Raw genomic sequence first — 8,466 nt, 5'->3', positions numbered from 1 at the left:
TCCCTCGCGGGCCAACTTGCGCCAACGAGACAACATGAAAGGGTGGATGTAAAGCGACTCGGCAACATCGGCGACGGAGACGCCGGGAAGCTCACTCAGGCGTACTGCGGTGGCCTTGAAGTGGTCTATGTAGCGATAGGTTGTTCGGGGGCCTGGCGTAGGCATAAAGACACTCCTGATCGTTAGGTCAGGGTGTCCACTGAAGCGAAGGAACTACCGTGTCGGCTTGAATGAATTGTTAGAGCCCGCCTAGCTGGCGTTCAACCAGTCGTACCAGCTCAGGATCTGATGAAACCTCATACGAGTTGCCGTGCGCTAGGACAACTACCTTGGCTTGCATCTCAGGTAGGAACGGCCCGCAACTAGGGAGAAGCGTCTCCACGATTGAGCGACTTCTTCCGCGCAGTGTACGGATCACCGTTACGCGGCCCTTACGAGCGCCGTTTGCGACCAAGACGTCATCCTGCGCTGCTACTAACGCGCGCTCAAGCTCCACAAGGTGCAGTCCGGTCACCACGCCAAGATGGACCGAAGTAGCCAAGGCTAGTCTCTCTTCTGCAGGGATGTGCCGGACGCGACACGCATGGACCGGAAAAGCGAGGAGCGAAACCAGGACGATGGCGAGAACTTTCATTGCGGGCGCTAACGCCTGAATTAAGCCGTGCCGCGAAGCGGCGTCGGCTTGAATGAATTGTTAGCCGAACTACCGCGGCATGTCATACAGGTCAGTCCTTCGCGCCAGTGCGCCGATCAGCTCTATGTCAGGCTTAGGGCTCGTGGCCTCGTCAAGCATCTTAGCGACGAGAGCGGCAGGACCAGCGCCACGTGGATGTGCAGCGAAAGCACATACATCATCGCCGCGACCAATATAGTAGTACACCCCATCGGAAGAATAGGTTGGCGCTGTCATCGCGTAAGTCGCAGCCCTGCCTAGTGTCGCGTTGATGCCATGCATTTCCAGCGCACTTTCAGTTTCTTGCGCCACCACGTGCAGAGAGCCCGCGAACCAGTCACTGGCAGGCGGAGCGAACACGGATTCGCCAGCCACGCGGTAAGAATAGAGCCCCTCTCTGCTGAAAGTGACGATTCTCATTTCGTGAAACGTAGGCAGTACAACTCCCGTTATCCCGTCACTGCTGTAGCCGCTACTCCGGAGCTTAGAATTTGCGCGGGCTAGAACCTCGAACCCGTGAGAGTCACAAGGTGAGAAACCTCTTTCGGCTTCCCATCTTTGCGCAGCTCGTTGATCCAATCCTCGCTGGTTCTCAAGCGCTCTGTGGCTCCGGACGAGCTGAGGGAGCCACAACACACCTCCGATCAGTGCGGTGCTGATAAACACCTGGAGAGTTACCGAGGCTGCGCGCATGTGCTTAGTTGGCTAACGCCTGAATTAAGCCGCGCCGCGAAGCGGTGTCGGCTTGAATGAATTGTTAGGCACCATCCTACGGCAGCGCCACCTCAACAACGACCTTGCCCGGAACTGGAACGTCATCGCATGAAGCAGGCTCAAAGATGGAGTAGCGAACAGCGTACATGGCAGCTCTATCGAGGATTGGCGCTCCACTGGACCGAGCCACCTTTGCCTCAGCCAGGTAACCGCCACCACCTTGCACTCCAACCAACACCTCTATGCTCGTCTCCCCCTTGAGGCCGAGCTGTCTTGCCTGAGACATATCACCGGCGGTGGCGAGTTGTACGAGACGCGCGCCCGATGAAGTGCTGCAGCCACTACGGTCACCACTACAGCCGGTGCCCGCCGCTGCTAGTGCCACGAGAATCAGTTGCCACATATGCATGCTGTGGTGCCTAACACTTAAGTTAAGCCGCGCCGCAGCGGGGCGTGAAGCACATGGCAAGCTGGACCTGCCATGTGGTTTGCGACCCGATGCGGTGTCGGCTTGAACGCATTGTTAGGCGCGCCCGCCCGACGTGTCAGACGCGAACTCTTTCACACCAGCAGCAGCGAGCTGTGCCCGTGCCTCCGGATCCTCCGCCACCACACGGTGCAGCGTATGAAACACGTATGTGCGGCACAAGCCTGGCCAAGCGACCAGCAGGTAGACCGCGCCTGCGGCCAGCCAGTCAGTTCGGGCCAAAGGCTTCCAGCCAGTGAAGTGTGCGGCGGCGGTGTAGCCAAGAACCGACAAGAGTACCCAGCGAAACCACGCCCAAAAGCGAGTTCCCCACAACACGTTCTTGAAATGACGGACTTCGGATGCCGTTAGTTTCACTTCATGCCTCCATGCGGTGCGATAGCGCGCCTAACACCTAAGTTAAGCCGACCCGCGCAGTGGAGTGGACCAGGTGGCAAGCTTTACCTGCCGCCTGGGCCGCGTAACGAAGCGGGTTCGGCTTGAACGCATTGTTAGGCCTCATGAGACACCAGTGGGCTTGACGTACGCAACCCGCCACTGTCCATTGCGATACTCCAGATCAAACAGCACCGAAGAGCCAGACAGGCCGTGAACATAGCTTGATCCGTTTAGCTCAGCCGCCATAGCGCCGTACTTCTTGAATTCGCGAAGTTCATGGAACTGGGCGCGCTTTCCAGTCTCGCGGTGGATGCCTCCTGGAGCGTTGATCGCGTATGCGCACTCCGATGCTGGCACCACCTCGCGACCGCCAACAAGCAAGGCCGCCAGAACGCTACTAGGAGGGTCATGCCCGTCGATCAGGAGACAATTTGCATATGCGCGACTGCTTGTGGCTGGCGGAACCATTCGCTCAAAAGCCGCGATTGCCGCGTCTATTGGCACCGCCATTGAGCCGCCACTCGGGATCTCGTCAGCCGGGGTGCATCCGGCAAAGGCTGCTAACAACGACAGTATGGCAACAAGCCGGTGAGTCATTGGGATGAGGCCTAACGCCAGAATTAAGCCGTGCCGCGAAGCGGCATCGGCTTGAATGAATTGTTAGGCGGCTGCCGGGCTACTTGGCGAGCTCGCCTGACACGTAGGCGGAAATCTCACGAGTGTTCCTGATGAACTCCGCCTCTAGATCAACGCCGCACTTATTGGCCAGAACCATAATTGACCACAGGCAGTCCGACAATTCATGCCCGAGTTTGGCGTGATGGTTCTCGATGGTCCGGACGCCGGCATGTGCCTGGATCAGCTTTGCCAGATCACCGACGTCTCCCGTGAATCCGAGCGCCAGTTCCTGAGTGCTCCAGACGCGACCCCAGCGCTTAACCTCCAGTTGCTCGTAGAGCTCGTTGAGTTCGAGTGCTGCTTGTTCGAGATCGCTGAAATTCATGTCATGCCGCCTAACACCTGAATTAAGCCGCGCCGCGAAGCGGCGTCGGCTTGAATGAATTGTTAGGCGCTGGCTGCGATGAACTAGTCATACCAGAAGCCCTCCGTGTTGAGCCATGTGCACAACAACCTCGCCGATTCTCTCGACTCTACCGAGCCGGAGCCAAACTCATCTCGGTCCGTCGTTGCCTGACGAAGCAGGATGTGCCCGTGGATTATCTTTGACTGGTTGAGCGCCCCAAACTGGAACGCACCTGTCAAGTCGCCGCGAGCAATCATGTCCTCGAGTTCTTCAGCAGCTTGGATTGCAGCTGACTGGCTCAGATCTGACTCCAGAATGCGCATATCTGGCTCGATCTTGTTCTCGACGTTGCGACACAACTCCGGACTTACCGAAGAGCTGGCCAGGACGATGATCGCGAGGGCTGCGGAAAAGGTCATTGAAGCGCCTAACGCCTGAATTAAGCCGCGCCGCGACGCGGCGTCGGCTTGAATGAGTTGTTAGGCCTACTTGCGGAAGACGTAATGACTAACCCCATAAGTGACAAGCATTGCAGAAAGGAGGATTCCAGCGCCGTAAAAAAGCCCTGTGTTTCTCCCCTCCCATCCTACTAGCCAAACTATGACTACGATGGCGGCGAAGCATAGGTATAGCAGAAAGGCAAAAGGTCGCCACTTCTTGTCGGAGTCTAGAGCGGAGGCTCCTTTGGACCAGACATCTCTCGCCATTTTCACGACGAGTGCTGAACAAATTGACGCCAATGTGCCCAATACGTATCCAGCAACAAACCGGTCGATCCGGTCGGGTGGTGAGTTGACGAAGTCTTTGTAGAAGTACATCAATGCGAATGCAGCTGCAGTTGATGTGATCGCAACGTAGAGCCTGAAGTCCTTAAGAGTTGCCATGCATTCCCCAATGTAGGCCTAACACCCAAGTTAAGCCGCGCCACATCGGGGCGTGAAGCACATGGCAAGCTCTTTCTGCCATGTGGTTTGCGCCCCGATGTGGTGTCGGCTTGAACGCATTGTTAGGCGCCAGCACGGCAACCCTAGAAGTCGCATCTGAATTCTCCAACGAACTCCTGACCGGCAACAGACATACGTACGCTGTTGCCAGACCCCTTTAGAGTGAAGGATGGAAATAGACGCTTGTCGCCTGGATTGCGATAAACGATATGAACTCGCGCCGAGGCTCTGTCAAAGTCGTGGATCTCGTATGAGCCGCCAGGCAGGCTGCTGGGATAGCCCTGACCCGGTACGTGAAATAGAATCTGGGCAATCTCTCCGTAGCCTAAGAATTCAAGATCGTAATCTCCAGCATCATCAGGCGCCGAGAACCGGCATATTGTGCTCGTGGCAGCAACGGGTGTTGCCGTGAGCGTTAACAGAATTGCCAGTAGAGTCTTCATGCGCCTAACGCCTGAATTAAGCCGCGCCGCGAAGCGGTGTCGGCTTGAATGAATTGTTAGACATCACTCTGCGTACATCTCAAGACTCTCGCGAACTGAGCCCGACTCTTCTGCGATGACGATGATCGTGTTGTCACTTGTTCCGACAATCGCAAGAGGCCACTTGCCGTTCGCCTCATGGAGAGCGCCATAAAGCGGGAGAAAGTAATTGTTGTTGTGAATCAACCACGGGTCGTAAGGCACTTCGGCGTAGAAGACCGGGAACGTCCTGTCGTTGCATAGGCTGACCTTCTGGAGTGTCACGCCTCGCTCGATCAGAACTTGCTTTGTAGGATGGCTCCAATCGGTGCCTACCTCTTTACAGCCGCGGACCGTCTTTGCAAATAGCTCCGTCTCCTCCATCTTCGGCAGTTCATCAGCCCAAGCCACTCCTGATACAAGCAAGCATGCCATTGCAATAATCTTTGACATCGCGACCTCCTGTGTGTGATGTCTAACACCTAAGTTAAGCCGACCCGCGCAGTGGAGCGGTGCACATGGCAAGCTCTTCCTGCCATGTGGGCCGTGTAACGAAGCGGGTTCGGCTTGAACGCATTGTTAGGCCGCACCGCGACGGGCAGCCTCAATATCTCGGAGGAACTGTTCCTTGTTCCGTGGAGAAATCATGAGCGACCTTCCCGAGCCGTAGTCAATACGCAGCCGGTCCAATGAAAGCGCTGGGCTGGAGAGCGCGTTGGAACTGGGCGTAATGCTAGTGATGTCCGCTACTTTGATGTGCCACTTGAACGGGCCGCTTTGTACTCTTAGCTGACGGGGCTCCAACGTATAGCGCGTTGAAAGCAACAGCCAGATAGGCAGGCCGACGCCGATGACGGCGATGAACGCGGCCACGGGCCACGCAGCGGGGGACCCGTCAGACACGGTTACGATAGCGGCGAAAAGTGACACCGCAATCGCAACTGCGAGAATAGCAAGCAACCACGCATCAGTTCTTGATTTGTAAACGGTCGCCATAGCCTTCCTTTGCGGCCTAACACCTAAGTTAAGCCGAGACGCGTAGTGGAGCAAAGCACATGGCAAGCTGTACCTGCCATGTGCTTTGCGGAACGAAGCGGCTTCGGCTTGAACGCATTGTTAGGCCTCATCTGCGCAATGCCCGGATACTGTTGACCGAGACAATGGCACCAGAAGGCCAGCCACCGAAGTGCCCTGTGTCATCTGGCCGATAGACCCCCGACACCTCTGCGAGAGAGCAGTGCTGCCACCCATCTGGGATGTTCTTGCGTTGGATATCTACCCAGAGGGCACGCGCTGTATCACCCGCCACACAGTCCTGTCGAGACTCATGGATGGACTGACCCTCAAACTCTAGTGAGACATAGCCTTGGAGCACGATGATGCTGCCGCTGGGAACGTCACCGTTGAGTACCGTGGTCATCGGGACTAGCGCCGCACAGCCAGAGAACAGCAAGCAGAGAAGAGCTGAAGTTGCGGCAATCTTGCTCATGAGGCCTAACACCAGAATTAAGCCGCGCCGCGAAGCGGTGTCGGCTTGAATGATTTGTTAGGCATCAGATCCGGACGCCTGAGGTCTGACTCTTGTCCGCCAGTGAACGTACTCAAAGTCATTCTCCGTAAGATGCTTGGGGATCTTTGCCTTATAAGTACGCATCTTAATTGGCTCGATGTCGAACAGAGGCTCAGGGTTACTTCCACTCTTGTGAATGAATGGAGCAAGCAAGAACGGGGCGTCCTGAGGATGATTGTCAGTGAACGTACCCAGAGCGTATCCGTGTTTGGTCTCAAACCCCTTGCAGATTATGAGAGACACGATCAGGCCCAAGTGTTCCTTGCCATACTTTGTTACAGCGTTGTCCCTCCTAAGTTTCTCGTGCATCTGCTTGATGCCGGCCCTATCAAAGCTTGGGTATAGGTAGACGTAGTACATGTCTTCGTCAGTGATAAAGGACAGGCATATGTTGCCTGATTCGTCCTCCGGCCTTCCATAATTCCATGATCGAAGCAGCGTGAAGAACTTATGGGCGTACTCTGGATCGTTGAAAACGAGGCCAACAATTTTTTCACTGGACGGATCTGAGGGTCTTCCGAGCGAGACAAAAGCATTCGCGACCCATTTGTCTGGATCGTACGTGAAGTCTGGAAGCGGCTGGACGTAAAGGCTTGTGTAATAGAACAGCGTCCTCTCGAGAAAGTAGTCAACGGCAACCAGCGCGACGGCAAGGGAGAGCCCTTGCTGCCAAGGCAAGCTGACAATGCTTGTGGCAATGCCCAGACCAGTGAGCGCTCTCAGTGTCCATCGAATCTTTCGCTCATTTTTCTCATGCAGAAACAGCCGTGGAAGCCACTTGCCTGGCTTCAGTCTCGGAAGTCCGTTCTTGAAGGTGCCCACTTACTCCCCCTGATGCCTAACACCAGAATTAAGCCGCGCCGCGAAGCGGTGTCGGCTTGAATGAATTGTTAGGGCTCAACTCTCTCACCCTCACGCAGCGGCCTGCAAGAGACCATCCGATCCACGGATAGATTGCGCTGATATGCCCCCATATGGCCGAATTGACCAGGTGATGAGACAGAACCTTCAAGCTGCACGTAGACGCGATTCCAAGGCGCATTGGGCTCTTGGTTGAAGGTCAGGAAGGCGCAGGGAACCGAGCCCTCTACCCACCAGCGCTCCCGGGTCGCAACCAACGGACGAAACTCCAGGGTCTCAAAGCCCTCTGTGTAGTAGCCAGCATGGATCTTTGGCGCTGGATCCACGATAGGTAGCGGCGCTGGTGTGCGAACACAGCCAGTTGCTGCACTTAGTATCAGAAGCAGAGCAGCTTTCATTGAGGCCTAACACCTAAGTTAAGCCGACCCGCGCAGTGGAGTGGACCAGGTGGCAAGCTTTACCTGCCGCCTGGGCCGCGTAACGAAGCGGGTTCGGCTTGAACGCATTGTTAGGCGGCACCTGGTTTGCTGCCGCCAGCGATGTGCCAGATTACGCCAACGCAGACGCTCAGTAGACCGATACCGAACGCCACCGCAGCGGACCCCGGAGTTTGACCGGTCAAGTAGTAGACCCCAAGAGCTACGACGATACCCACAGCGGTTGGAATGACTATCCGACGCACGAGCAGTAGGTCTAGCCAGCTTCCCGCCAGGTCAAACAGATCGATCGCCATAGATCTCCCCAGTGCCGCCTAACACCTAAGTTAAGCCGCGCCGCGCAGTGGAGCCAGGCACATGGCAAGCTGCACCTGCCATGTGCCTGGCGTAACGAAGCGGTGTCGGCTTGAACGCATTGTTAGGCGCCACTCCGCACATCCATTGTTTGTAGCTGCGGGAACCTAGCGATGATCTGAACTGCCTCATCCCAGTGCTCCTCGAGAACGTGCTCTTCAAGAGCGTGCTCCTTGAGAGCAAAGAAGGCAGGCGCTGAGTCCTTGAAGCGGAACTCGATCCCCCGGGCAGGCGACAGCTGCCAATGGATAGAAATGGGCAGGCGATCCTCACGAAGGTGCCATACCAGCTCGTCGATCACGACGTTCCAAGCCTCTTCTTCCAGTCTGTCGATCCAGTCCATGTGCGCCTAACGCCTAAGTTAAGCCGCGCCGCGTAGTGGAGCCAAGCACATGGCAAGCTGTACCTGCCATGTGCTTGGTGTAACGAAGCGGTGGGGACTTCCTTCGATAAAGTGGACACCCGTTGGTTAGGCGCATCTGCGCTCGTAGTCGGCGGGTGCGGTGTAACCCAGCGCCGAGTGTAGGCGCTGGTGGTTGTAGAAGTCGACGTAGCCGCGGATG

At 56.4% G+C, this 8,466-nt stretch carries 7 protein-coding genes; all 7 read right to left on the bottom strand.

Going from position 1 to position 8,466, the window contains the following annotated elements:
* On the bottom strand, nucleotides 1–165 hold a 165-nt coding region (locus tag H5368_RS13325), incomplete at its 3' end, for a transposase (RefSeq protein ID WP_182825504.1).
* Nucleotides 166–2,928: 2,763 nt separating this feature from the next.
* A complete protein-coding gene (locus H5368_RS13310) occupies nucleotides 2,929–3,255 on the bottom strand; it encodes a nucleotide pyrophosphohydrolase (protein WP_182825497.1) in 327 nt (108 codons plus the stop codon).
* Nucleotides 3,256–3,338: 83 nt separating this feature from the next.
* Complete coding sequence (locus H5368_RS13305) at nucleotides 3,339–3,695, bottom strand: hypothetical protein (RefSeq protein ID WP_182825495.1); 357 nt, start codon at nucleotides 3,693–3,695, stop codon at nucleotides 3,339–3,341.
* Nucleotides 3,696–4,726: 1,031 nt separating this feature from the next.
* Nucleotides 4,727–5,134 carry a hypothetical protein gene (locus tag H5368_RS13300; protein WP_182825493.1) on the bottom strand — a complete coding sequence of 136 codons (408 nt, stop codon included), beginning with the start codon at nucleotides 5,132–5,134 and terminating at the stop codon, nucleotides 4,727–4,729.
* A 126-nt stretch (nucleotides 5,135–5,260) separates the two neighbouring features.
* A complete protein-coding gene (locus H5368_RS13295) occupies nucleotides 5,261–5,554 on the bottom strand; it encodes a PH domain-containing protein (RefSeq protein WP_220486682.1) in 294 nt (97 codons plus the stop codon).
* Between the two features lie 673 nt (nucleotides 5,555–6,227).
* Nucleotides 6,228–7,073 (bottom strand): hypothetical protein, encoded by an 846-nt coding sequence (locus tag H5368_RS13290; protein WP_182825489.1) that lies wholly within the window; start codon nucleotides 7,071–7,073, stop codon nucleotides 6,228–6,230.
* A gap of 894 nt (nucleotides 7,074–7,967) precedes the next feature.
* Nucleotides 7,968–8,246, bottom strand: coding sequence for a hypothetical protein (locus tag H5368_RS13285; RefSeq protein WP_182825487.1), 279 nt, complete (start codon nucleotides 8,244–8,246; stop codon nucleotides 7,968–7,970).
* Nucleotides 8,247–8,466: the final 220 nt, after the last annotated feature.

The sequence above is a fragment of the Luteimonas sp. MC1782 genome, from assembly GCF_014164605.1.
Lineage (GTDB): Bacteria > Pseudomonadota > Gammaproteobacteria > Xanthomonadales > Xanthomonadaceae > Luteimonas.
The sequence above is the reverse complement of the archived record's forward strand: the minus strand, read 5'-3'. Positions and strand labels throughout refer to the sequence as shown.

Coding starts and splice junctions, on each gene's coding strand:
- H5368_RS13310 (WP_182825497.1), bottom strand. CDS start 3,255: ATGAATTTCAGCGATCTCGAACAAGCAGCACTCGAACTCAACGAGCTC.
- H5368_RS13300 (WP_182825493.1), bottom strand. CDS start 5,134: ATGTCAAAGATTATTGCAATGGCATGCTTGCTTGTATCAGGAGTGGCT.
- H5368_RS13285 (WP_182825487.1), bottom strand. CDS start 8,246: ATGGACTGGATCGACAGACTGGAAGAAGAGGCTTGGAACGTCGTGATC.
- H5368_RS13305 (WP_182825495.1), bottom strand. CDS start 3,695: ATGACCTTTTCCGCAGCCCTCGCGATCATCGTCCTGGCCAGCTCTTCG.